Annotated in this window: 23 protein-coding genes and 1 pseudogene; 10 read left to right on the top strand and 14 right to left on the bottom strand. The window is 71.3% G+C overall.

The annotated features are described in order from the left end of the window. Positions 1-137 precede the first annotated feature (137 nt). From IF54_RS0128660 to cseC, 4 genes are all read left to right on the top strand, one after another. Positions 138-680 carry a SigE family RNA polymerase sigma factor gene (locus tag IF54_RS0128660; RefSeq protein ID WP_030323832.1) on the top strand — a complete coding sequence of 181 codons (543 nt, stop codon included), beginning with the start codon at positions 138-140 and terminating at the stop codon, positions 678-680. Beyond that, the gene (locus tag IF54_RS0128665; RefSeq protein WP_030323835.1) at positions 665-1,342 is read left to right on the top strand and encodes a hypothetical protein; all 678 of its coding nucleotides are present in this window, start codon (positions 665-667) and stop codon (positions 1,340-1,342) included. The genes IF54_RS0128660 and IF54_RS0128665 overlap by 16 nt, the downstream gene beginning before the upstream one ends. A gap of 81 nt (positions 1,343-1,423) precedes the next feature. Further along, positions 1,424-2,128 (top strand): two-component system response regulator CseB, encoded by a 705-nt coding sequence (gene cseB, locus IF54_RS0128670; protein WP_030323837.1) that lies wholly within the window; start codon positions 1,424-1,426, stop codon positions 2,126-2,128. A gap of 15 nt (positions 2,129-2,143) precedes the next feature. Then, the gene (cseC, locus tag IF54_RS0128675) at positions 2,144-3,478 is read left to right on the top strand and encodes a two-component system sensor histidine kinase CseC (RefSeq protein WP_030323839.1); all 1,335 of its coding nucleotides are present in this window, start codon (positions 2,144-2,146) and stop codon (positions 3,476-3,478) included. A 206-nt stretch (positions 3,479-3,684) separates the two neighbouring features. Here the strand turns inward: cseC and IF54_RS0128680 are convergent, their stop codons facing one another. Beyond that, complete coding sequence (locus IF54_RS0128680; protein ID WP_030323841.1) at positions 3,685-5,259, bottom strand: MDR family MFS transporter; 1,575 nt, start codon at positions 5,257-5,259, stop codon at positions 3,685-3,687. A 143-nt stretch (positions 5,260-5,402) separates the two neighbouring features. On the opposite strand from IF54_RS0128680, the gene IF54_RS0128685 reads away from it, so the two are divergent. Next, a complete protein-coding gene (locus tag IF54_RS0128685) occupies positions 5,403-5,999 on the top strand; it encodes a TetR/AcrR family transcriptional regulator (protein WP_030323843.1) in 597 nt (198 codons plus the stop codon). A 102-nt stretch (positions 6,000-6,101) separates the two neighbouring features. Here the strand turns inward: IF54_RS0128685 and IF54_RS0128690 are convergent, their stop codons facing one another. After that, positions 6,102-6,647 (bottom strand): M23 family metallopeptidase, encoded by a 546-nt coding sequence (locus tag IF54_RS0128690; RefSeq protein WP_030323846.1) that lies wholly within the window; start codon positions 6,645-6,647, stop codon positions 6,102-6,104. Between the two features lie 333 nt (positions 6,648-6,980). Here IF54_RS0128690 and IF54_RS0128695 point away from each other — a divergent pair, with 333 nt between their 5' ends. Both IF54_RS0128695 and IF54_RS0128700 read left to right on the top strand, forming a co-directional pair. Further along, positions 6,981-7,622: an HAD family acid phosphatase gene (locus tag IF54_RS0128695; protein WP_030323848.1), complete on the top strand. Its 642-nt coding sequence runs from the start codon at positions 6,981-6,983 to the stop codon at positions 7,620-7,622. Between the two features lie 55 nt (positions 7,623-7,677). Next, the gene (locus IF54_RS0128700; protein ID WP_030323850.1) at positions 7,678-10,713 is read left to right on the top strand and encodes an NACHT domain-containing protein; all 3,036 of its coding nucleotides are present in this window, start codon (positions 7,678-7,680) and stop codon (positions 10,711-10,713) included. Positions 10,714-10,821: 108 nt separating this feature from the next. Here IF54_RS0128700 and IF54_RS0128705 read toward each other — a convergent pair whose 3' ends face one another. Then, the gene (locus IF54_RS0128705) at positions 10,822-13,347 is read right to left on the bottom strand and encodes an ATP-dependent Clp protease ATP-binding subunit (RefSeq protein WP_020141083.1); all 2,526 of its coding nucleotides are present in this window, start codon (positions 13,345-13,347) and stop codon (positions 10,822-10,824) included. A 432-nt stretch (positions 13,348-13,779) separates the two neighbouring features. On the opposite strand from IF54_RS0128705, the gene IF54_RS0128710 reads away from it, so the two are divergent. After that, entirely contained in the window at positions 13,780-14,541 is a 762-nt protein-coding gene (locus IF54_RS0128710; protein WP_030323853.1) for an SCO3374 family protein, read from the top strand. Between the two features lie 35 nt (positions 14,542-14,576). On the opposite strand, the gene IF54_RS0128715 is transcribed toward IF54_RS0128710, so the two are convergent. From IF54_RS0128715 to IF54_RS0128760, 10 genes are all read right to left on the bottom strand, one after another. Further along, the gene (locus IF54_RS0128715; RefSeq protein WP_020141081.1) at positions 14,577-14,912 is read right to left on the bottom strand and encodes a histone-like nucleoid-structuring protein Lsr2; all 336 of its coding nucleotides are present in this window, start codon (positions 14,910-14,912) and stop codon (positions 14,577-14,579) included. A gap of 221 nt (positions 14,913-15,133) precedes the next feature. Continuing rightward, positions 15,134-15,682, bottom strand: coding sequence for an amino-acid N-acetyltransferase (locus IF54_RS0128720; protein WP_030323856.1), 549 nt, complete (start codon positions 15,680-15,682; stop codon positions 15,134-15,136). A gap of 9 nt (positions 15,683-15,691) precedes the next feature. Beyond that, a complete protein-coding gene (locus IF54_RS0128725) occupies positions 15,692-16,060 on the bottom strand; it encodes a BlaI/MecI/CopY family transcriptional regulator (RefSeq protein ID WP_030323859.1) in 369 nt (122 codons plus the stop codon). Positions 16,061-16,232: 172 nt separating this feature from the next. Beyond that, positions 16,233-16,397, bottom strand: a complete 165-nt coding sequence (locus IF54_RS42350; RefSeq protein ID WP_030323861.1) for a hypothetical protein — start codon at positions 16,395-16,397, stop codon at positions 16,233-16,235. Positions 16,398-16,479: 82 nt separating this feature from the next. Then, complete coding sequence (locus IF54_RS0128735; RefSeq protein ID WP_030323864.1) at positions 16,480-17,274, bottom strand: hypothetical protein; 795 nt, start codon at positions 17,272-17,274, stop codon at positions 16,480-16,482. 162 nt (positions 17,275-17,436) lie between these two features. After that, complete coding sequence (locus IF54_RS0128740; protein ID WP_030323867.1) at positions 17,437-18,234, bottom strand: type III pantothenate kinase; 798 nt, start codon at positions 18,232-18,234, stop codon at positions 17,437-17,439. A 5-nt stretch (positions 18,235-18,239) separates the two neighbouring features. Next, positions 18,240-19,217: a carboxylating nicotinate-nucleotide diphosphorylase gene (nadC, locus tag IF54_RS0128745; RefSeq protein ID WP_030323870.1), complete on the bottom strand. Its 978-nt coding sequence runs from the start codon at positions 19,215-19,217 to the stop codon at positions 18,240-18,242. A gap of 5 nt (positions 19,218-19,222) precedes the next feature. Continuing rightward, on the bottom strand, positions 19,223-20,938 hold the full coding sequence (locus IF54_RS0128750) for an L-aspartate oxidase (RefSeq protein ID WP_030323873.1): 1,716 nt from the start codon (positions 20,936-20,938) through the stop codon (positions 19,223-19,225). After that, positions 20,935-21,927, bottom strand: coding sequence for a pantoate--beta-alanine ligase (gene panC, locus IF54_RS0128755; protein WP_030323876.1), 993 nt, complete (start codon positions 21,925-21,927; stop codon positions 20,935-20,937). The genes IF54_RS0128750 and panC overlap by 4 nt, the downstream gene beginning before the upstream one ends. After that, positions 21,924-22,871 (bottom strand): Rossmann-like and DUF2520 domain-containing protein, encoded by a 948-nt coding sequence (locus IF54_RS0128760; RefSeq protein ID WP_030323878.1) that lies wholly within the window; start codon positions 22,869-22,871, stop codon positions 21,924-21,926. Before IF54_RS0128760 ends, panC begins: the two co-directional genes overlap by 4 nt. 196 nt (positions 22,872-23,067) lie before the next feature. Here IF54_RS0128760 and IF54_RS0128765 point away from each other — a divergent pair, with 196 nt between their 5' ends. Continuing rightward, positions 23,068-24,279, top strand: coding sequence for a threonine aldolase family protein (locus tag IF54_RS0128765; RefSeq protein WP_030323881.1), 1,212 nt, complete (start codon positions 23,068-23,070; stop codon positions 24,277-24,279). A gap of 190 nt (positions 24,280-24,469) precedes the next feature. Next, positions 24,470-25,576, top strand: coding sequence for a DUF5937 family protein (locus tag IF54_RS0128770; protein WP_030323883.1), 1,107 nt, complete (start codon positions 24,470-24,472; stop codon positions 25,574-25,576). 29 nt (positions 25,577-25,605) lie between these two features. Here the strand turns inward: IF54_RS0128770 and IF54_RS41510 are convergent. Beyond that, positions 25,606-26,104 (bottom strand): annotated as a pseudogene (locus IF54_RS41510) (response regulator); the annotation flags it as partial. Positions 26,105-26,128 lie beyond the last annotated feature (24 nt).

The following is a 26,128-nucleotide window of genomic DNA, read 5'->3' on the forward strand; positions in this document are numbered from 1 at the left end:
CGACGGACAGCCGATTGCCAGCCGCGCGCTGCTTCGCACAGCCCCGTGACAACCGCTCCGTAGCTTCATCTGCGTGGCCCGGCGAGACCGGGCCGCAGACCACGAGGGACACACGGGGAAAGCAGGAGGCGGTCGACATGGCGCAGGGCGAGGTGCTCGAGTTCGAGGAGTACGTCCGCACCCGGCAGGACGCGCTGCTGCGCAGCGCACGCCGGCTGGTCCCGGACCCGGTCGACGCGCAGGACCTGCTCCAGACGGCGCTCGTACGGACGTACGGCCGCTGGGAGACCATCGAGGACAAGCGGCTCGCGGACGCCTACCTGCGCCGGGTGATGATCAACACCCGCACGGAGTGGTGGCGGGCGCGCAAGCTGGACGAGGTGCCCACCGAGCAGCTCCCGGACGCCTCGGTCGACGACTCCACCGAGCAGCACGCGGACCGCGCCCTGCTGATGGACGTCATGAAGGTGCTCGCCCCCAAGCAGCGCAGTGTCGTCGTGCTGCGACACTGGGAGCAGATGTCCACGGAGGAGACGGCCGCCGCCCTCGGCATGTCGGTGGGAACGGTCAAGAGCACGCTGCACCGGGCGCTCGCCCGGCTCCGCGAGGAGCTGGAGGCCCGCGACCTGGACGCACGCGCGCTGGAGCGTGAGGAGCGGGAGCGTTGCACGGCGGCCTGACCGAACCCGGGCCCCCCGGACCGGACCCCGCTCCGGTCCGGGGGATTCTCCAGGCGGCGAGCACGGCAGTGGCCGTGCTCGCCGCCCTTGCCCTGTTCGTCTCCGCCTGCGCCACCGGCGGCACCGGCACCCGCGACGAGGGCCCGGCGCAAGCGGTCGCGGGGAACCGCGAGCGGTCCTCGGCCGTGCCGTCCCTCGTGTCCTCGCCGCGCCTGGACCGCACCTCCGCGGTCGCCCTCCTCAAGTCGGACCCGAAGGTCTCCGAGGCGGTCAAGCGCGACCTGAAGCCGTGTGTCGCCGACGAGTACCCGGTCGACCTCTCCTACGGCGACCTGACCGGCGGCTCGGCCGACGACGTCGTCGTCAACGTCGTGACCTGTGCCGATCTGGTGGGTGTCGGTTCGTACGTGTACCGGGAGGAAAACGGTTCGTACCAGAATGTCTTCCAGGCCGAGGAACCCCCGGTCTACGCCGAGATCGACCGCGGCGACCTGGTGGTGACCAAGCAGGTGTACGAGAAGGGCGACCCCGTGTCGGCCCCGTCCGGCGAGAACGTGATCACCTACCGCTGGGTCGCCGGGAAGTTCGCCACGGTGTACAGGACGCACAGCGACTACAGCAGCGTGGTCGGCACGGGCGGGACGCCGACGCCGGACAACTGAGTCCCGCACAGGTGAACCGATCGGACCTCCCGGAACGATTACTTAGTGACCGTCACGACCCCGAAGAGTGAGAGCACCCGGATGGCAGACCAGACCCACGTGCTGTTCGTCGAGGACGACGACGTCATCCGCGAGGCCACCCAGCTCGCCCTGGAGCGGGACGGCTTCGCGGTCACCGCCATGCCCGACGGACTGTCCGGCCTGGAGGCGTTCCGGGCCGACCGCCCCGACATCGCCCTGCTGGACGTCATGGTCCCGGGCCTGGACGGGGTCAGCCTGTGCCGTCGTATCCGCGACGAGTCCACCGTGCCGGTGATCATGCTGTCGGCGCGGGCCGACTCCATCGACGTGGTGCTGGGCCTGGAGGCGGGCGCCGACGACTACGTGACCAAGCCGTTCGACGGCGCCGTCCTGGTCGCCAGGATCCGCGCGGTGCTGCGCCGCTTCGGGCACGCCGGCGGCGCCGACCGGGGCGAGGAGAGCGCGGCCCCCGACGCCGGGGGCGTGCTGACCTTCGGCGAGCTGGAGATCGACACCGAGGGCATGGAGGTGCGCCGGGGCGGACAGCCGGTGGGCCTCACGCCGACCGAGATGCGGCTGCTCCTGGAGTTCTCCTCCGCGCCCGGCACCGTGCTCTCCCGCGACAAGCTCCTGGAGCGCGTGTGGGACTACGGCTGGGGCGGCGACACCCGGGTCGTCGACGTCCACGTGCAGCGGCTGCGGACGAAGATCGGCCAGGACCGGATCGAGACGGTCCGCGGCTTCGGCTACAAGTTGAAGGCCTGAGCGGGGGGCCTGGGCATGCGGGGGATCCTTCGGAGCCCGGTGACGGAGCGCGTGGTGATGCGGACAGGGCTGAGATGGAAGCTCAGTGCGGCCATCGCGCTGGTCGGCGCGCTGGTGGCGGTCGCGCTCAGCCTGGTCGTGCACAACGCGGCGCGGGTCTCCATGCTGGACAACGCGCGCGACCTGGCCGACGAACGGATCCGGATCGCGCAGCGCAACTACGAGCTGACCGGCAAGCCGAACTTCCCCAGCATCGCGGTCGACGACCGGCATCTGCCGCCGCCGCTGCGCAGGAAGGTCGAGGCGGGCCGCCGGGCGACCTTCGTCTCCGACCGGCCCGACCGGGGGCCCGACATCTGGGCGGCCGTCCCGGTCAAGGGCGGGCATGTGCTGTCCCTGCACACCGGGTTCACCGACCGCAGCACCGACATCCTGAAGGACCTCGACCAGGCGCTGGTGATCGGCTCCATCGCGGTGGTCCTCGGCGGCAGCGCGCTCGGCGTGCTCATCGGCGGGCAGCTGTCCCGGCGGCTGCGGAAGGCGGCGGCCGCCGCGAACCAGATGGCCAAGGGCGAGACCGACGTACGGGTCCGGGACGCGATCGGCGGGGTCGTCCAGGACGAGACCGACGACCTCGCGAGCGCGGTGGACGCCATGGCGGACGCGCTCCAGCAGCGGCTGGAGGCGGAGCGCCGGGTCACGGCGGACATCGCGCACGAGCTGCGGACGCCGGTGACGGGCCTGCTGACGGCGGCGGAACTGCTGCCGCCCGGCCGGCCCACCGAGCTGGTCCTGGACCGGGCGAAGGCCATGCGCACCCTGGTGGAGGACGTCCTGGAGGTGGCCCGCCTCGACGGCGCCTCCGAGCGCGCCGAGCTCCAGGACATCCTGCTCGGCGAGTTCGTCGCCCGGCGGGTGGCGGCAAAGGACCCGGAGATCGAGGTACGGGTGGTGCACGAGTCGGAGGTCACCACCGACCCGCGCCGCCTGGAACGCGTCCTGTTCAACCTCCTCGCCAACGCCGCACGGCACGGCAAGCCGCCGATCCAGGTCACCGTCGAGGGCCGCGTGATCCGCGTCCGCGACCACGGCCCGGGCTTCCCCGAGGACCTCCTCGCCGACGGCCCGAGCCGCTTCCGCACGGGCAGCGCGGACCGGGCGGGCCACGGCCACGGGCTGGGTCTGACCATCGCGGCGGGCCAGGCCCGGGTCCTCGGCGCCCGTCTGACCTTCCGCAACGTCCGCCCCGCCGGGGCGCCGGACGAGATCCCCTCGGAGGGCGCGGTGGCGGTCCTGTGGCTCCCGGAGCACGCGCCCACGGCGACGGGGAGCCATCCGCTGCTGCCCTGACCTGCGGGGCCGTGGGCTCGGTCAGCTGGTCCCGGTGCGGGGCCGTCGGCCCGGTCAGCTGGTCCCGGTGCGGGGCCGTCGGCCCGGTCAGCTGGTCCCGGTGCGGGGCCGGGCATGGTGAAGGCCCCCGGGGCGGACACCATCCGGGGGCCTTCGGTTCAACAGGGTCGGGCTGTGCGGGTCAGGTCAGCGTGGGGCCGTACGGGTCAGACCTCGACCAGCGGAGCCGGTGCCGCGTCCTCCGTCGGCTTCTGCGGGCCCGCGCCCTTCAGCGGGACCTCCTTGACGAACACCGCCGCCACCAGCGCGAGCACGGCCACGATCGAGCCGAGCAGGAACGCCGAGTGGGTGCCGGCCGAGACGGCGTACTGGTACGCCTCCCGCGCCGCCGCCGGCAGCTTCGCCAGGCTCGCCGCGTCGAGCTGCGCGGACTGCTCGGTCACCTTGGAGCCCAGCGCACCGGCCCGCTCGGACATGACGTCCTGGACCCGGTTGTTGAACAGCGCGCCCATGATGGCGACACCGAAGGACGAGCCGAGCGTACGGAACAGGGTGGTGGAGGAGGACGCGACGCCCATGTCCTTCATCTCCACGCTGTTCTGCGCGACCAGCATGGTGATCTGCATCAGGCAGCCCATGCCGAACCCGACCACGGCCATGAACACACCGGAGGTGAACCGCGAGGTCCCGGTGTCCATCGTGGACAGCAGGTACAGCCCGACGACCATCAGGACGCTGCCGACCACCGGGAAGACGTAGTAGCGCCCGGTGCTGGTGGTGACCCGGCCCGCGACCATCGAGGTCACCAGCATCGCGCCGAGCATCGGCAGAAGCAGCAGCCCGGAGTTGGTCGCGGAGGCCCCCTGCACCGACTGCTGGTACAGCGGCAGGAACAGGGTCGCGCCGAACATCACGAAGCCGGTGATGAAGCCGATGAGCGACATCAGCGTGAAGTTGCGGCTGCGGAAGATGTGCAGCGGCACGATCGGCTCGGCCGCCTTGGTCTGCCAGAACACGAACCCGATGAGCGCGGCGACGCCGATGCCGATCAGCTCCATGATCCGCGCGGAGGTCCAGGCGTACTCGGTACCGCCCCAGGTGGTGACGAGCACGATGGAGGTGATGCCTACGGTCAGCAGGACCACGCCGAGGTAGTCGATGCCCGCCTTGGACCGCTTCTTCGGCAGGTGCAGCACGACGCTGATGAGGCCGAGGGCGACCACGCCGAGCGGCAGGTTGATGTAGAAGGACCAGCGCCAGCCCCAGTTGTCGGTGATCGTGCCGCCGACCAGCGGGCCGCCGATCATCGCGAGCGCCATGACGCCGGCCATCATGCCCTGGTACTTGCCCCGCTCCCGGGGCGGGATCAGGTCACCGATGATCGCCATGACACCGACCATCAGACCACCGGCGCCGAGGCCCTGCACGGCCCGGAACCCGATGAGCTGGCCCATGTCCTGGGCCATGCCGCTGAGCGCGGAGCCGATCAGGAAGATCACGATCGAGGTCATGAAGGTGGCCTTGCGGCCGTACATGTCACCGAGCTTGCCCCAGATCGGGGTCGCGGCGGCCGTCGCCAGCGTGTACGCCGTCACCACCCAGGACAGGTGCTCGAGGCCGCCGAGCTCACCGACGATCGTCGGCATCGCGGTGCCCACGATCATGTTGTCGAGCATCGCGAGCATCATGGTGATCATCAGCGCGAGCAGGACGACCCGTACGCTGCGCTGCTTGGCCGGCTCCTTGTCCGGTTCCGTCTCGACCGTCTGTGTGTCCGCCATCGTTTCCACTCCCCTGAAGCTTCCGCGTACTTCCCCCGCCGGGGCACTTACTTGCCGCCCGGCTAGTTGTCTACACTGGGGAAGGTAGACGTCTTACTAGCCGGGCGTCAAGTAAGTTTCATGGAAAGCCGAGAGGCATGAGGATGGGCGGCACGATGGACCGCACGAAGCAGCAGCGCCGCGGCAACACGCGCCAGCGCATCCAGGACGTGGCCCTCGAACTCTTCGCCGAGCAGGGGTACGAGAAGACGTCCCTGCGGGAGATCGCCGAGCACCTGGACGTCACCAAGGCCGCGCTGTACTACCACTTCAAGACCAAGGAAGAGATCCTCGTCAGCGTCTACGACGACCTGACGCAGCCGATCCTCGACCTGATCGAGTGGGGCAGGCAGCAGCCCCACACGCTGGAGACCAAGCAGGAGATCATCCGGCGCTACAGCGACACCCTGGCCGGGGCGACTCCGCTGTTCCGGTTCATGCAGGAGAACCAGGCGACGGTCCGGGAACTGCGCATCGGCGAGACCTTCAAGGAGCGCATGAAGGGGCTGCGCGAGATCGTCGTCGACCCGGACGCCGACCTGGTCGCCCAGGTCCGTTCCGTCAGCGCGCTCTTCACCCTGCACGCGGGGATGTTCCTCCTCCAGGACCTGGACGGCGACCAGGAGTCCAAGCGCAAGGCGGTCCTGGAGGTGGCCACGGACCTGATCACCCAGGCCCACGGGGGCGGCGCCGACGAGTAGCCCCGGGGCAGCCGGAACGCTGCTGGACGCGGGGCGGCCAGGACGCTGCCGTACGCGCGGCGGCCGGGAAGCCGCCGTACGCGGGGCGGCCGGGACGACGCCTCAGACCTTCACACCCTTGGCCCGGAGGAAGGCCACCGGGTCTATCGCCGAGCCGTAGTTCGCCGTCGTACGGATCTCGAAGTGCAGGTGCGGGCCGCTGGAGTTGCCGGTGTTGCCGGAGAGGGCGATCCGCTGGCCGGTCTTGACGACCTGGCCGACCTTGACGCTGATCCGCGAGAGGTGGGCGTACTGCGAGTACGTCCGGTTGCCGTGCTTGATCACGATGGCGTTGCCGTAGGCGGACCCGTCACCGGCGCCGCCGGGGCCCGCCTTCACGACGGTCCCGCCGTGCGCGGCGACGACTTTCGTCCCGCTCGGCACCGCGAAGTCCTGCCCGCTGTGGGTGGACTGCCACATGCCGCCGGCCTGCGCGAAGGTCGCGCTGAGCTTGTACTTCTTGACCGGGTCGACCCAGGAGGGCTTGGCCGCGGCCGAGGCGACTCCGGCTCCGAGCACGGCCGACGCACCCACGGACGCGGCCAGGACGGCCACCCGGGCACGGAGCAGGGTCGTACGGGAGGAGCGGGGGGAGACGCGCTGGAACATCAGGAACCTCGGGGGATCGGGGAAAACGGAAAGGCATTGGTAACCCCGAGGCCCGCACACCCCAAAACCAGCCATCTACGACGGTTCGTAGTAATAAGTCCAGACATTGGCGACTTATACGCCTCGCTCCTGCACCTCTTACCACTAATCCCCCTAGTAACGGACAAATCGCCTGTGCGTCATGTCACCGGAGACGCCATTTCAAACCCCTGCCGATGTGACGCCCATCTCTGGCTACTTACCGCTGGTAACCCTACGGTTCCCCTCGCGTCACCCTCGCCCCGCACCATGCACCGGACAACGGCTTACGGACGTGAGAGGACCCCCACCGATATGAGCAGCAGACGCCCCTGGGCTCGCCACACCGCTGTCGGCGCCGTCGCCGCGGCTGCCCTGGTCGCCCTGGCCGTACCCGCCGAGGCCGCCACGACGTCGACCACGAGCCAGAGCACCTCCACGACCGCCACGGCTGCCGCCGCCAAGGTCGACTACGCCACCTGGCAGGCCGACTGCCAGGCCGTGATGGACCAGGCCCTGCCGTACCTGAAGGACCGTATCGCCGCGACGAAGCCCGGCGAGAAGCAGGCGATCGTGCTCGACATCGACAACACCGCCCTGGAGAGCGACTTCGGCTTCAGTTACCCCTCGCCTGCCAACAAGCCCGTCCTGAACGTCGCGAAGTACGCCCAGGAGCACGGCGTCTCCCTGTTCTTCGTGACCGCCCGCCCCGACATCATCGGCTCGGTGACCGACTACAACCTCAAGCAGGTCGGCTACCAGGTGAGCGGCCTCTACGTCCGCAACTTCATCGACCTCTTCAAGGACGTCGCCACCTACAAGACGGCCAAGCGCGTCGACGTCGAGAACAAGGGCTACACGATCATCGCGAACATCGGGAACAGCGCCACCGACCTGTCGGGCGGTCACGCCGAGAAGACCTTCAAACTCCCGGACTACGACGGCCAGTTGTCCTGATCCACGGCTGCCCGGTTAGGCTCCGTCCGCGCACTGGCACACACGGGGGTGGCGGATGGAGCCCGCGGTACTCGGCAGCAAGCTGGCGTCCGCTCTGGTCGGTCAACTGGTACGGAAGCTCTTCCGGCCCGACGGCCCGGGCGCCGGCCTGGTCGACAGACCGGTCCGGCTCTCGGCGCTGGTCTCCTTCCGCGGCGAGAAGCGCACCCTGGGCGAGAAGGAGGTCCGCGCCCTCGCCGACGGCATGGTCCGCGCGGCCACGGACTCCCCCGGCGAACCTCCCTTCCCGGCCGACGAGGAAGCGGCCGTCGCCGACGCTCTGACAGCCCGACTGCTGGCCCTGGGCGACCTGGAGATGGACGACGTACAGGCGGTCGGCCTCGGCCACCGGGAACTGGCGCGCGTCCTCGCCCGCGCGGCCCCCTCTCCCGCCGGCCTGTCCACGGACGCCGGGTACTTCCTCGACTCGGCGACCGAGTGGGCCTGCCTCCAGATCCTGGAGTTCTTCACCCGCAGGTCCACCTTCGTGGCCCGCACCCTCGTCGAGCAGACCCGGTCCCAGGCCGAACTCATCGCGAAAACAGACGAGTTGCTCGCCCGCACCCCCCGCCCCGGTGCCGTGGACCGCGACTTCGAACGCCGCTATCTCCCGCACGTGGCCGACCGCCACCGCCACATCACCATCTACGGCATCGACCTGCGCGACTCCCCCGACCGCTGGCCCCTCGAAGTGGCGTACCTCAGCCTGGAGGCGACCACGACGGAGGAGAGCCCCCTCACCGAGGAACACCCCGGAGGCCCGCTGACGCTGCGAGTCCCCGCCGAGGAAGCCCTGCTCGCCCAGAACCGGGTACTGCTGCGCGGCGACGCGGGCTCCGGCAAGACCACCCTCGTGCAGTGGCTGGCGGTCACCGCGGCCCAGGACGGCAGCGGAGTGCCGTACGTCCTGCCCCTGCGCACCCTGATCCGCGCGGGGTCCCTCCCCTCCCCCGCCGACTTCCTGGCCGCCGTGAGCTGCCCCCTGACCCCGCCGGAGGGCTGGACGGAACGCGTCCTGACGGCGGGCCGCGGCCTGGTCCTCGTCGACGGCCTGGACGAGATCCCCGCCGCCGACCGCCACCGCACCCGCGACTGGCTCCTGTCCCTCATCCGCGCCTACCCCGGCAACCGCTGGCTCCTGACGTCCCGCCCGACCGCCGTCCGCCCCGACTGGCTCGCCGCCGAGGGCTTCGGCGAGCTCACCCTGGCCCCCATGCGCCGCCCGGACGTGGCGACCTTCGTCCACCGCTGGCACACCGCGGCCGGGGCCCCCGAGTACGAGACCCCGCTCCTGGACTCCCTGCGCACCAAACGGGACCTGGCCCGCCTGGCCACCAACCCCCTGATGTGCGGCCTGATCTGCGCCCTGCACCGCGAACGGCGGGGCTATCTCCCCACGGGCCGCAAGGAGTTGTACGACGCCGCCCTCACCATGCTGCTCGCGCGCCGCGACCGGGAGCGGGGCCTGGAGCAGGAACTGGGCGAGGAGACCCAGCTGGAGCTGATCCAACGCCTCGCGTACGCGCTGGTGCTGAGCGGGCGCACCGAGATGGAGGTGGAGACCGCCGAGTCGATCGTGGACCGCTGCCTGCCCGCCGTCGGCCTGCGGGGCCCCGCCGGCGCGGTCCTGCACGACCTGCTCCTGCGCAGCGGCCTGCTCCGCCAACCCGCCGACGGCGTCGTGGACTTCGTCCACCGCACCTTCCAGGACTACCTGGGCGCCCGCTACGCCGTGGAGGAGGGCCACCTCGACGTCCTCGCCGGCCGCGCGGACGACACCCAGTGGGAGGACGTCATCCGCATGGCGGTGGCCCACGCCCGCCCCCGCGAACGGGCCTCTCTCATACGGCAACTGCTCGCCAGGGACGTCCCCCGGCTGACGTTGCTCGCACTGGCCTGTCTGGAGCACGCCCCGGCGCTGGACGCGGCGGTGCGGGCGGAGGTGGAGCAGCGGGCGGCGGCCCTGATCCCGCCGGCCTCGAAAGAGGACGCGAGGGCTCTGGCGGAGGCCGGTCCACTGGTGCTGGAGCTGCTTCCGGGGCCGCAGGGTCTGTCGGCCGAGCAGGCCCGGAACGTCACGATCACCGCCTCGCTGCTCGCCGCCGAGGAGCCCGCGGGCGCCCTCGCGGTCCTGCGGCGGTTCCGCGAGCACCCGGACCTCGGGGTCCGCCGACAGCTCGCGGGGACCTGGAGCCGCTTCGACACCGTCGAGTACGCCTCGGAGGTGCTGGACCAACTGCCCCGCCCCGGCCTCTACCTCGGCTGCGAGTCCCCCGGACAGCGGGCCGCGCTGGCAGGCATGCGGCCCTGGGCCGGCCTCGCCTTCATCGGCGAGCACGCACCGCAGGCGATCCTCGCCGCCGTACCGCAGCCGTCGGACGTCACCCTCCTCGACCTGCGCGACAACCCCCTGGTCACGGACCTGGGCGCGCTGCTGCCCTTCGGGTCCCTGAGCAACCTGCTCCTGGCCCGCTGCACGCAGGCGCGCGGCCTGGACCGCCTCGCGGACCTGCCGCTCACCGAGCTCATCTGCGGCCAGATCGCCGACCTCACCGGCCTCGCGTCCCTGCGGTCACTGCGCCGGCTCACCCTGGAACAGGAACTCCCGGGCCACAGCCTCACCGAGGTCCTGCCCGTGGACGCGCGCCTGACCTATCTCTTCCTCGGCCGGCACACCACGAACCACACCGGCCTGCGCGGCCTGGAGCACTGGAGCGAGCTCGTCGACCTCAGCATCGGACCGCTGACGACAGAGCTGACGCGGGCCGACTGGCAGTCGGTGGCCGCGCTGCCGCAGCTCAGGCAACTCCATCTGCACGCCCGTCTGCTGCGCGAACTGCCGCGCTCCATCGACCACCTGCCCGAGCTGCCGACCGTCAAGGTGCTCCGCCTGACGGGACTGCTCGGCACCGAGGACCTCACTGTCCTGGCATCCCGCTTCCCGAAGCTGCACTCCGTGGCACTCCAGAACATGCCGGGGCACACCTTCCCGCTGTCCCGCTACTCCGGGGTGTTCCCTCCCGGAGTGGACGTCAGGCTGCTGGAGCGATAGCCCCTACGGCTGTGGGCATGCGCAAGGGTCCGGCACTACGGCCGTGGGCATGCGAAAGGGGCCGGTACCCGAAGGCACCGGCCCCTCACTGGACGTCTCCCCGAAGGGCTACGCCTCCTTGCTCAGGTTCGGTCCGGCACCGCCGGCCGCCTGCTCGATCGGCGGGACGTCCGGCAGGGCCGACTTCTCCTCGCCGCGGAAGGTGAAGGTCTTGGTCTCACCCTCGCCCTCGGTGTCCACGACCACGATGTGACCGGGACGCAGCTCGCCGAAGAGGATCTTCTCCGACAGCGTGTCCTCGATCTCGCGCTGGATCGTGCGACGCAGCGGACGCGCGCCCAGCACCTGGTCGTAGCCCTTGGTCGACAGCAGCTCCTTGGCGGACTGGGAGAGCTCGATGCCCATGTCCCGGTCCCTGAGGCGCTCGTCCACCTTGGCGATCATCAGGTCGACGATCGCGAGGATGTCCTCCTGCGTGAGCTGCGGGAAGACGACCACGTCGTCGACACGGTTGAGGAACTCGGGCCGGAAGTGCTGCTTGAGCTCGTCCGAGACCTTGTTCTTCATGCGCTCGTAGTTGGTCTTCTTGTCGCCCGAGGCCGCGAAGCCCAGGTTGAAGCCCTTGGAGATGTCCCGGGTGCCGAGGTTGGTCGTCATGATGATGACCGTGTTCTTGAAGTCCACGACCCGGCCCTGGGAGTCGGTCAGGCGACCGTCCTCCAGGATCTGGAGCAGCGAATTGAAGATGTCCGGGTGGGCCTTCTCGACCTCGTCGAAGAGGACCACGGAGAACGGCTTGCGCCGCACCTTCTCGGTCAGCTGGCCGCCCTCTTCGTAGCCCACGTAGCCGGGGGGCGAACCGAAGAGCCGCGAGACCGTGTGCTTCTCGCTGAACTCCGACATGTCGAGGGAGATCAGCGCGTCCTCGTCACCGAAGAGGAACTCGGCGAGCGCCTTGGACAGCTCGGTCTTACCGACACCGGACGGGCCGGCGAAGATGAACGAACCACCGGGACGCTTCGGGTCCTTGAGGCCCGCACGCGTACGACGGATCGCCTTCGACAGCGCCTTGACGGCGTCGACCTGGCCGATGACCCGCTTGTGGAGCTCGTCCTCCATGCGCAGCAGACGCGAGGACTCCTCCTCGGTCAGCTTGAAGACCGGGATGCCGGTGGCGGTCGCGAGGACCTCGGCGATCAGCTCGCCGTCGACCTCGGCGACGACGTCCATGTCGCCGGCCTTCCACTCCTTCTCCCGCTTGGCCTTGGCGGCCAGGAGCTGCTTCTCCTTGTCGCGGAGGGAGGCGGCCTTCTCGAAGTCCTGCGAGTCGATCGCGGACTCCTTGTCCCGGCGGACACCGGCGATCTTCTCGTCGAACTCGCGGAGGTCCGGCGGCGCGGTCATCCGGCGGATGCGCATCCGGGAACCGGCCTCGTCGATCAGGTCGATCGCCTTGTCCGGCAGGAAGCGGTCCGAGATGTACCGGTCGGCCAGGGTCGCGGCCTGGACGAGGGCCTCGTCGGTGATGGAGACCCGGTGGTGGGCCTCGTACCGGTCGCGCAGACCCTTGAGGATCTCGATGGTGTGCGGGAGCGAGGGCTCGGCGACCTGGATGGGCTGGAAGCGGCGCTCGAGGGCCGCGTCCTTCTCCAGGTGCTTGCGGTACTCGTCCAGCGTGGTGGCACCGATGGTCTGGAGCTCACCGCGGGCCAGCATCGGCTTCAGGATCGAAGCGGCGTCGATGGCGCCCTCGGCGGCACCCGCACCGACCAGCGTGTGCAGCTCGTCGATGAACAGGATGATGTCGCCGCGGGTGCGGATCTCCTTGAGGACCTTCTTCAGGCGCTCCTCGAAGTCACCGCGGTAGCGGGAGCCGGCGACCAGCGCGCCGAGGTCCAGGGTGTAGAGGTGCTTGTCCTTGAGGGTCTCGGGCACCTCGCCCTTGACGATGGCCTGGGCGAGGCCCTCGACGACGGCGGTCTTGCCGACGCCGGGCTCACCGATCAGGACCGGGTTGTTCTTGGTACGGCGGGACAGCACCTGCATGACCCGCTCGATCTCCTTCTCGCGCCCGATGACCGGGTCGAGCTTGGACTCACGAGCGGCCTGGGTGAGGTTCCGGCCGAACTGGTCGAGGACCAGGGACGTCGAGGGGGTGCCCTCGGCAGGGCCGCCGGCGGTGGCGGTCTCCTTGCCCTGGTAGCCGGAGAGCAGCTGGATGACCTGCTGCCGCACCCGGTTGAGATCGGCGCCCAGCTTGACCAGGACCTGGGCGGCGACGCCCTCGCCCTCGCGGATCAGGCCGAGCAGGATGTGCTCCGTGCCGATGTAGTTGTGCCCGAGCTGGAGGGCCTCGCGGAGCGACAGCTCCAGGACCTTCTTGGCACGGGGGGTGAAGGGGATGTGCCCGGACGGGGCCTGCTGGCCCTGGCCGATGATCTCCTCCACCTGCTGGCGGACCGCCTCGAGCGAAATCCCGAGGCTCTCAAGGGCCTTGGCGGCGACACCCTCACCCTCGTGGATCAGGCCCAGGAGGATGTGCTCGGTGCCGATGTAGTTGTGGTTGAGCATCCGGGCTTCTTCCTGAGCCAGGACGACAACCCGCCGCGCGCGGTCGGTGAACCTCTCGAACATCGTTAATCGCTCCTCAGAGCGGTCAGGCAGTGGGGGGAACTTCCCCTCCCTGTCCTTCCGCAGCTTAGTCCCGCAAGCGGGGACCGCTCATTCCAACTGCCGACACCGTCGATGGCCTCCTGACCCCGCTAACGCCGACATCTGCTCCAACCCGATGGTGCGAGACGATGTTCCCGCAGGCCAGGCAGTTACCCCAGTCGCCAGTACGCCGTTGGCGAACGTGAGACAGCCCGTACTGCGTGTCGCCCCCTCCCACTAGGGATGTCTTACCCGCTCGCACTGACACTCCATGCCACGCGCCCCCCGTCCCTCCGCTATGGGCGAACAACCTCGCGCCGTACCGCACCCCCGCACGCCCCCATGGCGAACACTCTGCGCACACACTGGTGTACCCAGCGTAACTCGCGGGCCGTCGAGACGGTTGCACTTGGCATGGTCGGCCACCTCCCGTTCCCCGCGGACCTCACCACGGTCCCGTCTCCCCGTCGGCCGCCCGACGCGACCGTCTCCGGCGACGATCCGGTACGCCGCTGGTACGAGAACGAACTCGGCTGGCCGACGGTGCCCGAGAAGTCCCCGGGCTCTTGTGTACGGATCAGAGTGGGCCTGCGTTTCGATGTGCTGGACATCCCGGCCGCCGCCGGGCACGCGGCCCTGCGTCATCTGACCGCCGGCTCGCCCGTGGCCGTCCGGGGCGACCGGCTTCTCCTGCTGGTCGCGGCAGGCAGCGCGGAGGAACTGCCGGGCATCCTCGAGTGGCTGGAGTGGAGCACCCTCCCGCTCGACCTGCGCGCGCTGGGCCCGGGCGACTCGATGGAGGCACCGGCGCCACTGGGAGCAGCCTGCGGAGGAGAAGCGACCGCGGTCGTGGATGCCGTACGGAACGCGATGCCGGGGCCGGACGGGGCCGGCGAGCGGTCGGCGGCCTTCGGGCCGGACCGGCTCAGGGCGGCGGAGTTCTCCGGCGCGGGCTCCGGCGCCGGGGTGCGGCCTCTCGTCCTGGGCCGCCCGGGCGCCCTGCGGCAGCAGGGGGCCGCCGTGTGGCTGCGGCCCCCCGAGCCGGGGTGCGAGGTCGAGGCCTCGCTGCCGACGATGTCGGCGCTGGGGGGCGTCGGCGGCCCCCCGGATCTCGTGCGCGTCGTGAACACCGTGGCAACGCAGTGCCACCGGCTGCGGCTGCGCGCGCGGCCATAAGCCTTCGCAGGCCTTGGCCCGCGTAGACCTTGCGATCAGGCGTTGGCCTTCTCGTAAGCCTCACGAATGCTTGCCGGAACACGGCCGCGGTCATTGACCTCCATGCCGTTCTCCTTTGCCCATGCACGGATCTGCGCGGTGTCCTGGCTGCCACCGGAAGCGGCTCGCGCCTTTCCGCGCCCACCCGAAGCACGGCCCCCGGTACGACGACCACCCTTCACGTACGGGTCGAGAAGGCCACGGAGCTTGTCCGCATTGGCGGTCGTGAGATCGATCTCGTACGTCTTGCCGTCCAACGCGAACGTGACAGTCTCGTCCGCCTCGCCGCCGTCGATGTCGTCGACAAGAAGGACCTGAACCTTCTGTGCCACCGGATTTCCTTTCATCCAATACTTGAGGGCCGGGGGTCTGCGGCGTCCGCCGTTTCGCCGTCCCCTGTTATATGCAGTACTGCACTACGTCGGAAAGCAAACCGCTTTTGCCTGGAAAACACAAACCCCTGGGAGAGACCAACAGGGGCCCCTCGCCCGGAAACATGCGCGTTTCGGACATAGGGAACCCGGGCAGGGTGGATCGCCGGAATCCTTGGCGATCACAGATGCAGAAGCATCCGACTGTTGCCCAAGGTGTTCGGTTTCACTCGTTCGAGACCGAGGAACTCCGCCACGCCTTCGTCATAGGAACGCAGCAGCTCCGCGTAGACATCGGTGTCGACGGGTGTCTCACCGATCTCGACGAAGCCGTGCTTGCCGAAGAAGTCCACTTCGAAGGTGAGACAGAAAACGCGACGAACGCCGAGCCAGCGGGCCGTCTGCAACAACTTCTCCAGCAACTGATGCCCGACACCGGCGCCCTTCAGGCCGGGCTTCACCGCGAGAGTGCGCACTTCCGCGAGGTCTTCCCACATGACGTGCAGGGCACCGAAGCCGACCAGCTCGGCGTTGTCGTCGCGCTCGGCGACCCAGAACTCCTGGATGTCCTCGTAAAGCGTGACCGTCGCTTTGTCGAGCAGGATGCGGTCGCGGACGTAGGAGTCGAGGAGCCGACGGATGCCGGCGACATCGCTGGTGCGGGCCCGGCGGACGGTGATGGCTTTTGCGGTGACTTCGGGGTTCTCGGCGGAGGGGGTCTTCGCGGACATGAGCGGACGCTATCGCCCGCCGTCCCGCGATGCCGAGTCGGGGTTCTCCACGGTCGGTCCCCCGACGATCCGTACGGCGTCCTGGAGTGCCTGTCGCTGTTCCTCGCTCATCATGCCGAAGAAGGCGACGAGAGCGGCGGCGGGGTTGTCACTCTGGGACCAGGCGTCGTTCATCAGTGCGGCGGCGTAGGCGGCCCGTGTGGAGACCGCCTCATATCGATAGGCCCGGCCTTCCGCCTCACGACGCACCCAGCCCTTCTGATGGAGATTGTCCAAAACGGTCATCACGGTGGTGTACGCGATGGACCGTTCCTGCTGAAGGTCTTCCAGGACTTCCCGAACGGTGACCGGGCGGTTCCACTTCCACACCCGCGTCATGACCGCGTCTTCGAGTTCTCCCAATGGGCGAGGCACAGCTCAGCACAATAGTGGGAGATCCGGCTATCGGCGTGACGGACGTGCTCTTAGACGTCAAACGGCAACAAAAAGGGCGTACGACGCCGAAAGCACGGTGCTTCGGGGAGTCGTACGCCGATGCGGGCGGGGCCGGTCAGTCGGCCTGCCTGGCCGCCTCCGCGCGCGCGAGGGCGGCGTCGACGGCCGCGTCCTCCTTGGCCTTGTTGGCCCCGCCCTGGGTCTTCACGATCACTCGGATCAGGCCGATGAAGAACGCGGCCATGACGACCGGGGGCACGAGCGCGGCGACGTAGTCCATGCGTCCAGAGTAGCCACGGGCAGTCGGGCAACTCGGTCGGGGTCCGCCCGGAACATCTGCGCGGCGGACCCCGGCCGGAGGCTCAGCCGGCGGCCAGCTGCTGCGGCGGGTTCGCCGAGGGCGGGGTCGGCTTGCGGCGCGGGAAGACCTCGCCCGGGGTGGGGATGGGGCGGGAGGGCTTCGGGGCAGCGGGGGCGGGTTTCTCCGCCGGTTTCACCGGCGGCTTGGCGGGGTCCTTGCCCGGTTCCCGACGCGGCTCCTTGGCGTCTTGCTCGGCGAGACCGGCCCGGACGACGCCGGCGGGAGCGCCGGGCAGCCCTCCGAGGCCGGGCCGGACAGCTCCGGCGGGAGCACTGGGAAGCCCTCCGAGGCCGGGCCGGACAGCTCCGGCGGGAGCGCCGGGAAGCCCTGCGGAGCCGCCCCCGGAAAGGCCGCCGGGGAGCGCGAGAAGGCGGGTGCGGGAGGCGGGGACCACGGGGGCCGCCTGGGCGCGCCGGGCGGCGGTGGCGCCCGCGAGGCGGGCCCGTACGTCCCGTTCGGCCAGCACCTGGCAGCGGCTCAGCAGTGCCGCCGCGACCGGGCTGCCGCGCAGCGCCCGGAGGGCGGCGAGATCGTCGGGCCCTGGCCGGTAGCCGGCGCCCAGCGCCTCCTCCAGGAGCGCGAGATAGCCGGCCGCGGTGCCGGGCAGCGCTTCGCGGTAGCGGCCGAGGTCGGCGACCAGGAAGGCGCGCAGCCGGACACCCTCGCGCACGGCCTCGTCGAGGGACTCGGCGAGGCGGTGGCAGTCCTTGATGTCCTCGGCCGAGGCGGGGGCGGGGTGAAGGGCGAGGGCGAGAGCGCGGCGGAGCACACGCAGCTCCTCCGCGCCGAACGCCATGCCGCCGCGGGATCCGTATGGCGTGGGCATGCGGCGACAGTACGCGCTAATCAGACAAATTCGACATAGGGGACGGGTGTGGCGCGGCCGGGCCACCCCAATGCCGGTCCGCGCGTCCTGGTCGGGGCGCGAGGCGCTTCGGGGGGGGCACCGCCCCGCCGCTCACATCCGCGAGACGTTCCGTTCGTACACCAGTCGGAGTCCCACCAGGGTCAGCCACGGCTCGTGTTCGTCGATCACCGAGGACTCGCCCAGCACCATCGGTGCCAGTCCGCCCGTGGCGATCACCGTCACGTCGTCCGGGTCGTCCGCGAGCTCCCGGGCCATCCGGCTCACCACGCCGTCGACCTGTCCCGCGAAGCCGTAGATGATGCCGGACTGCATCGCCTCGACGGTGTTCTTGCCGATGACGCTGCGCGGCCGGGCCACCTCGATCTTCCGCAGCTGCGCGCCGCGGACGCCGAGGGCCTCGACGGAGATCTCGATGCCGGGCGCGATGACCCCGCCGACGTACTCCCCGCGCGCGGACACCGCGTCGAAGGTGGTGGCCGTGCCGAAGTCCACGACGATCGCGGGGCCGCCGTACAGCTCCACCGCCGCCACCGCGTTGATGATCCGGTCGGCGCCGACCTCCTTGGGGTGGTCGGTGAGGATCGGCACCCCCGTCTTCACCCCGGGCTCGACCAGGACGGCCGGCACGTCGCCGTAGTACCGGCGCGTCACCTCACGCAGCTCGTGCAGCACCGACGGCACGGTCGCGCAGATCGCGATGCCGTCGATGCCGTCGCCCAGCTCGTCCCCGAGCAGCGGGTGCATGCCCATGAGGCCCTGGAGCAGCACCGCCAGCTCGTCCGCGGTCCGGCGCGCGTCCGTGGAGATCCGCCAGTGCTCGACGATGTCCTCGCCGTCGAACAGGCCGAGGACGGTGTGCGTGTTGCCGACGTCGATGGTGAGGAGCATGGCGACTACTCCGCCTCACGCAGGTCGAGACCGATGTCCAGGATCGGCGAGGAGTGCGTGAGCGCCCCCACGGCGAGGTAGTCGACGCCGGTGTCGGCGTACGCGCGCGCGTTGGCCAGCGTCAGCCGGCCGGAGGCCTCCAGCGCGGCCCGCCCGTCCACGAGCGCGACCGCCTCCTCGCACTCCCCGGGCGTGAAGTTGTCCAGCAGGATAAGGTCGGCACCCGCGTCCACGACCTCGCGCAGCTGGTGCAGGGTGTCGACCTCGACCTCGATCGGCACGTCCGGGAAGGCCTCCCGTACGGCCTTGAAGGCCTGCGCGACGCCACCGGCGGCGACCACGTGGTTGTCCTTGACGAGGGCCGCGTCGGAGAGCGACATGCGGTGGTTGACCCCGCCCCCGCAACGGACCGCGAACTTCTCCAGCGACCTGAGCCCGGGGGTCGTCTTGCGGGTGTCCCGCACGCGCGCCTTGGTGCCCTCCAGGGCGTCCGCCCACGCGCGGGTGGCGGTCGCGATGCCGGACAGCCGGCACAGCAGGTTCAGCGCGCTGCGCTCGGCGGTGAGCAGGTCACGCGTGCGCGTGGTGACCGACAGCAGCTTCTGCCCGGCCTCGACCCGCTCGCCGTCCTCGACGTGCCGCTCCACCTCGAACTCGGCCTCGCACACCACCGAGAAGACCGCTTCGGCGACCCGCAGGCCGGCCACGACGCCCGCCTCGCGCGCGACGAAGTCGGCGGTGGCGACGGCCTCCTCGGAGATGGTCGCGACGGTCGTCACGTCCACGCCGTGGGCGAGGTCCTCCTGGATGGCGACGTTGGCGATGTCCTCGACCTCGACGGGGTCGAGCCCGGCGTCGGCCAGGAGCTGCGCGAGCGCGGGGTCGAGCCCGCACTCCAGGTACTCCGCGTCGCCGTCCGCGCCGCAGGCGCAGCCGTCGCCGCAGCCGCCGGTGGTCGCGAGGGGAAGGTCGTCGGTGCTCACTGGTGTCACTGCTCCTGAAGGTGCTGCCGGGTCGGGGGGAAGTCTGCGGTATCGGTGGTGCGCAGGGCGAGGGTCCGGTCGGGATTCAGCCGTACGACGATGTGGCGGCGCCATGCCGTGTCGTCGCGGTCGGGCCGGTCCTCGCGCCAGTGGCAGCCCCGGGTCTCGTCCCGCTGGAGGGCGGCGGCGACCAGGACGCGCGCCACGCACAGGAGGTTGGTGGCCTCCCAGGTGTCGACGCCGGGCTCGGCCGTCTTGCCGTTCTCGGCGAGGGCGTCGCGGGCGTCGGTGTGCAGCTGCTGCAACCGGTCGGCGGCCAGGGAGAGGGACTCCGCGGAACGCAGCACGCCCGCGCCCTGGGTCATGATCCGCTGGATCGCGAACCGGGCCTCGGGCGCGAGCAGCGGGTGCGCGGGCCGCTCGGGCTGCTCGACGGGGGCGGGCACACGCGCGTGGAGGCCGTCGCCGTCGCGGGCCGCCAGGATGTCGGTCACGATGCGCTCGGCGTAGACCAGTCCCTCCAGGAGGGAGTTGGAGGCGAGCCGGTTCGCGCCGTGCACGCCGGTGCAGGCGACCTCGCCGCACGCGTACAGGCCCGGGACGGTCGTACGGCCCCGGGAGTCGGTGCGCACGCCGCCGGAGGCGTAGTGGGCGGCCGGGGCGATCGGGATGGGCTCGGCGACCGGGTCGATGCCGTGGGCGCGGCAGGCGGCGAGGATCGTCGGGAAGCGGTGCTCCCACATGTCGGCGCCGAAGTGCCGGGCGTCGAGGAACATGTGCTCGGCGTCCCGCTCCTGCATGCGGCGGGTGATGCCCTTGGCGACGATGTCCCGGGGCGCGAGCTCGGCCAGTTCGTGCTGCCCGACCATGAAGCGCACCCCGTCGGCGTCGACCAGGTGGGCGCCCTCGCCGCGCACGGCCTCGGAGACGAGCGGCTGCTGGCCCTCCGCGTCCGTGCCGAGGAACAGCACGGTGGGGTGGAACTGCACGAACTCCAGATCGCTGACCTCGGCGCCCGCGCGCAGGGCGAGCGCCACGCCGTCGCCGGTGGACACGGACGGGTTGGTGGTGGCGGAGAACACCTGGCCCATGCCGCCGGTCGCGAGGACCACCGCGGGGGCGTGCACGGCGCCCACGCCGTCGTGCTGGCCCTCGCCCATGACGTGCAGGGTGACGCCCGCCGTGCGGCCCTCGGCGTCGGTCAGCAGGTCGAGCACGAGCGCGTTCTCGATGGTGCGCAGGCCACGCGCGCGTACCGCCTCGACGAGCGCCCGGGAGATCTCCGCGCCGGTGGCGTCACCGCCGGCGTGCGCGATCCGGCGCCGGTGGTGGCCGCCCTCGCGGGTGAGCTCCAGATCGCCGGCCTCGGACTCGTCGAAGTGGGCACCGGTCGCGATGAGCCGTCGTACGGCGTCGGGGCCCTCGGTGACGAGGATCCGCACGGCCTCCTCGTCGCACAGGCCCGCGCCCGCGACCAGGGTGTCGTCCAGGTGCTGTTCGGGGGTGTCGCCCTCGCCGAGGGCCGCGGCGATGCCGCCCTGCGCCCAGCGGGTGGAGCCGTCGTCGAGGCGGGCCTTGGTGACGACGACGGTCCTCAGCCCCGCGGCCTCGCAGCGCAGGGCCGCGGTGAGGCCGGCGACGCCGGAGCCGACGACCACGACGTCCGCGTCGATGGACCACCCGGGGGCGGGCGCGTGCAGTCGTATGCCTGTGCTGGTCACGAGGCGGCTCCGAAGGTCAGGGGGATGTTGTCGATCAACCGGGTGGTCCCTACCCGGGCGGCGACGGCGAGGACGGCCTCGCCGGTGAAGTCGTCGTCGATCTCGCCGAAGTCGGACGGGTCGACGAGCGCGAGGTAGTCCAGGGCGAGCGGCGGGTCCTGGCGGGCGGCGTCGTCGAGGACCAGCCGGGCCGCCGCGCGGACGGCCGAGGGGGCGCCCGGGAGGGCCTTGGCGACAGCGTGCGCGTCGGCGGCCGCACGGGACTCGCCGAGGGCGCTCAGGGCCTCGGCACGCGCGTGCGTGGCGGGCACCTCGCGGGCCCGCGCGCGCAGCGCCTCCTGGGCCGCGTGCCGGTCGCGGCCCGCGAACAGGGCCCGGGACAGCGCGAGCGCCGTGCGGCGCTGCTGCGGGGTGAGGTAGCGGTTGCGGCTGGACATGGCCAGGCCGTCGTCCTCGCGCACGGTGGGCACGCCGACGATGTCGACGCCGAAGTTCAGGTCGCGCACCATCCTGCGGATCAGGGCGAGCTGCTGGGCGTCCTTCTGGCCGTACAGGGCGATGTCGGGGCGGGTGAGGTGCAGCAGCTTGGCGACGACGGTGAGCATGCCGTCGAAGTGGCCGGGGCGCGAGGATCCCTCCAGGCGCTCCCCCATGGGGCCCGCGCTGATGCGCACCTGGGGCTCGCCGCCCGGGTAGACCTCGTCGACGGAGGGCGCGAAGACGGCGTCGGCACCGGCGGCCTCGGCGATCTTGACGTCGGCGTCCAGGGTGCGCGGATAGCGGTCGAGGTCCTCACCGGCGCCGAACTGGAGGGGGTTCACGAAGACGGTGACGACGACCTCGCCCTCAGGCCCCGCGATCTCGCGCGCGGTGCGGATCAGGGTGGCGTGGCCCTCGTGCAGGGCGCCCATGGTCATCACGACGGCCCGGCGGCCCGCACGCGCGCGGGCGTGCAGTTCGTCGGCGGTGCGCAGCACGGCGATGCTCATCGGGCCTCTCCCTCCGACCCGCGGGCCCCGTCGGCGCCGTCGGTCTGGCCGGCGAGTACCCCGAGCAGGTCCTCGGCGAGCTCCGGCTTCAGCAGTCCGTGGGCGAGCGCGCGGTCGGCGGTCGCGCGGGCCATCGCCAGATAGCCGGAGACGGTCTGCGGGGCGTGCTTGCGCAACTCGGTGACATGGGCGGCGACGGTGCCCGCGTCCCCGCGCGCGACGGGGCCGGTGAGGGCCGCGTCGCCGGAGCGCAGGGCGTTGTCGAGGGCGGCGCCGAGCAGCGGGCCGAGCATCCGGTCCGGGGCCTCGACACCGGCCGAGCGCAGCAGCTCCATGGACTGGGCGACCAGGGTGACCAGGTGGTTGGCGCCGAGGGCGAGGGCCGCGTGGTAGAGCGGCCGCTTCGACTCCTCGATCCACTCGGGCTCGCCGCCCATCTCGATGACGAGGGCCTCGGCGGCCAGCCGCAGCTCCTCGGGGGCGGTGACGCCGAAGGAGCAGCCGGCGAGGCGCTGGACGTCCACCGGGGTGCCGGTGAAGGTCATCGCCGGGTGCAGGGCCAGCGGCAGCGCGCCCGCGCGCAGGGCGGGGTCGAGGACCCTGGCGCCGTACCGCCCCGAGGTGTGCACGAGCAGCTGTCCCGGCCGCACCGCCCCGGTCTCGGCCAGGCCCTCCACCAGGCCGGGCAGGGTGTCGTCGGGGACGGTCAGCAGGACCAGGTCGGCACGCTGGAGGACGTCCGCGGGGGAGACGAGCGGAACGTCCGGGAGCATCAGCTCGGCCCGCCGCCGGGAGGCGTCCGAGACCCCGGAGACGGCCACCGGGCGGTGCCCGGCGAGCTGGAGGGACGCGGCGAGCGCGGGACCCACCCGGCCGGCGCCGACGACGCCCACGGTGAGCCGCGCCGGGCGGTCCTTGCTGTCTGGCTGTTGGGCTGTACTCACTCGACGGCGGCCTTCCCGTTCCAGTCCGCATCTGGGTACCGGACGATTTCTCGTCATGTTAACGCGATCGGTTCCGGGGGCGTCCGGTTGTCCACAGGCTGTGGGTTGCCGCGGGGCGGTGGAGTAGCGAGGCCAGTGCCTTCCAGGGGCGGGAAATCCGGTGTCTTCCGCCAGGACCGCAGGAGATGATCCGGTCATGCATGACACAGCGCAGCACAGCGCCGGGCAGCCGGCGGACGGGGAACAGCCGGAACAGCTCACCGAGGAGGAACGGCTGCTGCGCCGCCGCACCCGGCGCATCGACGCGTACAGGAAGGCCGAGCGCACACTGGCGCGCCTCGAGATGCTCGCCCCCCTGCGCGAGCGCCTCGCCCTGCTCGACGGGGTCGAGGAGTTCTACGACCTGGACGAGCCGGGCGACCTCTACGGGAACGGCGTCGTCGAGGCCCTGGAGGAGAAGGTCGCGGCTCTCCTCGGCAAGGAGGCCGCCGCGTTCTTCCCGACCGGCACGATGGCCCAGCAGGTGGCGCTGCGGTGCTGGGCGGGCCGCACCGGCAACCCCACCGTCGCCCTGCACGCCCTGGCCCACCCCGAGGTGTACGAGCGCGACGCCTTCCGGGAGGTCTCCGGCCTGCGCCCGGTCCAGCTGACGAGCGAGCCCCGGATGCCGAGTGCCGACGAGGTCCGTGGCTTCCCGGAGCCCTTCGGGGCGCTGATGCTGGAACTGCCCCTCAGGGACGCCGGATACCTGCTGCCCTCCTGGGAGGAGCTCACCGAGCTGGTGGCGGCGGCGCGCGAGCGGGACGCCGTGGTGCACTTCGACGGCGCCCGCCTGTGGGACACCACCGTCCACTTCGGGCGCCGCCTGGACGAGATAGCGGACCTCGCGGACAGCGTCTACGTGTCGTTCTACAAGTCGCTCCAGGCCTTCGGCGGGGCCGCGCTCGCCGGCCCGAGGACCCTGGTCGAGGAGGCGAAGACCTGGCGGCACCGGTACGGCGGCGCGGTCTTCCAGCAGTTCCCGACCGTCCTGTCCGCCCTGGCCGGTCTGGAGCGGGAACTGCCCCGGCTGCCCGAGTACGTCACCCACGCGCGCGTGGTGGCCGCCGCACTGCGCGAGGGCTTCGCGCAGGCCGGGGTGGCGTGGGCGCGGGTGTTCCCCGAGGTGCCGCACACCTTCGACTTCCAGGTCTGGCTGCCGTACGGCGTCGACGAGGTCTCCGAGGCGGCGATCCGGCAGTCCGAGGAGACGGGGAGGGCCCTGTTCGTCAACCCCTGGGACGAGAAGGGCCCGGGCCTGTCCATGACCGAGGTCTACGTCCGTGCCGCAGCCCTGGAGTGGACGGCGGAGGACGTGCGGGCAGCAGCCGCGGACTTCGCGACCCGGCTGCCGGGGATCGGCGGCTAGAGCCTGGTTTCCGGAGCTCGGAGAGCGTGGTTTCCGGAGCTCGGAGAGCCCGGTTTCCGGGACCCAGAGAGCCCGGTTTCCGGGACCCAGCGCATGGAGCGCGACCGTCGGCGAAGCCGGCGCCCGCCCCGATTGACGGTCGCCGTCAATCGGGGCGGGCGTTGTCAGTGGCGGGGTGCACCATGTGGCCATGAGCGTGCGCATCGACATCACGGGGTTGCGGCCGGAGAGGGTCGCCGTCGTGGCCTCTCCCCTGGCCGAGCTCGGCATGGCGCTGCACGCGCTGGCCGAACCGGGGCACCACCCGGGGCTCCAGGGCTGGGTGACCGGTGTGACGGCCCGCCTAGACCCGCATCTGGCCGACCGGATGTGCGAGGCGGACTTCCTGTGGCGGACGACGTTCTCGGACCTGTTCCTGCCGTTCGCCGGTGTCCCGGGCCGGACCACGCTTCCGGGGGCGACCATCGCCGAGGACCTGGACCTGCTCGACAAACTGACGGACGAGCAGTTCGTGGACGCGGCCCTGGAGTTCACCTGTGCGATGCCGTACTGCTCGCACGGCCCCAGTGCCCTCTCCGACGCCGCGCTGCACCGCCGTGCCCTCGAGCTGGCCGCCTCGCGCGGGCCGCGGCAGGTGCGGTTCGCCGAGCGGCTGCTGACCGATCCGCCCCGCACCAGGGCCTGGCTCCGGCAGTTCGTGGAGGACTGCGAGGAGGCGTTCTTCGCGGACACCTGGTCCCGGCTGCGCCACCAGCTCGCGGCCGACGCCCGCCACAAGACGGACCTACTGCGCCGCAAAGGCCTCGCGGAGGCACTGACCGCAGTGTCGCCGGCGGTCACGCTCGACGAGGCCGAGAACCGCATCACGGTCGACAAGCTGGGCTCGGGCCACAGCGCGACCGCGGAGGGCGGCCTGCTGCTGGTGCCCACGAGCCTGGGCTGGCCGCACCTGAGCGTCCTGCACCGGTACGGCTGGCAGCCGGTCCTGCACTACCCGGTCGGCTCCGCCGAGCTCGCCTCCCCGCCCTCGGTCGAGGAGCTGGCCCTGCGGATGACCGCGCTCTCCCACCCGGTCCGCATGCGCCTGTGCCGTCATCTGGCCCGCAGCGCCTACACCACCAGCGAGCTGGCCCAGGTGCACGGCATGACCGCCCCGGAGATATCCCGGCACCTGAGCGTCCTGAAGAAGGCGGGCCTGATCACCACCCGCCGCCGCGGCCGGTACGTCCTGCACCAGCTGGACGTCACCGTGGTGGCGAGACTGGGCAGCGACTTCCTGGAAGGGATCCTGCGCTAGCCGCGGGCCGTCCCCCCCCCCCCCGACCCCGGGGCGCACCTCGCGCTCCCGGTCGGTGAGCCGCTCCAGCTCCTTGTACTGCGGCTCCTTGCCGCTGGTCGGCAGCATCGGCGCGAACCGGTCGAGCAGGCGCCGGGTGGTCGAGGGTGCGACCACGGCGTCGCCGCTGTGCACCGAGCGGATCGCGGTGAGCAGTTCGCCGGGCGGGACGTCCTTGAGCATGAAGCCGGAGGCGCCCGCCTTGAGACCGGAGAAGGCGTACTCGTCGAGGTCGAAGGTGGTCAGGATCAGCACCTTCGGCGGGTCGGGCTCCGAGCAGATGCGGCGGGTGGTCTCCACGCCGTCGAGCTTCGGCATGCGGACGTCCATGAGGACCACGTCGACGGCGGTCGAACGCAGCACCTGGAGGGCCTCCACCCCGTCCCCCGCCTCCGCGACGACATCCATGTCCGGCTGGGCGGCGAGCACCATCCGGAACCCGGTGCGCAGCAGCACCTGATCGTCGACGAGCATCACGCGGATCGTCATCGGTCCTCTTCCGTCTTCTCGGGG

Source organism: Streptomyces sp. NRRL B-3229, from assembly GCF_000719505.1.
Taxonomy (GTDB): Bacteria; Actinomycetota; Actinomycetes; order Streptomycetales; family Streptomycetaceae; genus Streptomyces; species Streptomyces griseorubiginosus.